At 75.1% G+C, this 575-nt stretch carries 1 protein-coding gene; it reads left to right on the top strand.

Annotation, left to right across the window (positions count from 1 at the left end; translation table 11 throughout):
* Positions 1 to 473: hypothetical protein (locus BTA51_RS29770; protein WP_210404986.1), on the top strand; the 473-nt coding region annotated here is incomplete at its 5' end.
* Positions 474 to 575: the final 102 nt, after the last annotated feature.

Genomic DNA, 575 nt, shown 5'->3' with positions numbered 1-575 from the left:
TCGGCCGGCTCGGCGAATCGGAGGCGGCAGCCCCCGCGTTGCGCCAAGCCTGTGAACGCGGCGGCGAGTTCTGGACCCGCTCCTACGCGGACTACCAGCTCGCGCTGATCGCCCTGCTCCAGGGCCGCCCGGAGGCCTCCGCCACGCACGCGCGGGCGATGCTCGCGGGCAAGCACCGGCTCCGCGACAGCTTCGGCATCGCCCTGGGGCTGGACCTGCTGGCCGCCGCCATCGCCGCCCAGGGCGCGGGCGCCCAGGCCGCCCGGGTCTACGGCACCGGACACGCGTACTGGCGGATGGTCGGCCACCCCCAGCGCGGCACGCCCGAGCTGGGCCCGGTCCGCGAGCGGTGCGAACTCCAGTCGCGGGCGGCCATCCGCGACGACGCGTACCAGCGGGCCTTCGAGCGCGGCCAGTCGGACAACGCGGAGGTCGGTCTGGCCGCCGCCCTGCGCACCGAGCTCCATCTCTGAGCACCCCCTCGCACCGAGCTCCATCGCTGAGGAACTCCGCGCCGGACTCCAGCTCAAAGCGCCGCCCTGCGTACGGAGCTCCAGCTCTGACCACCCCCCGCA

The organism is Hahella sp. CCB-MM4, assembly GCF_002260525.1.
GTDB lineage: Bacteria > Pseudomonadota > Gammaproteobacteria > Pseudomonadales > Oleiphilaceae > Hahella.
The sequence above is the reverse complement of the archived record's forward strand: the minus strand, read 5'-3'. Positions and strand labels throughout refer to the sequence as shown.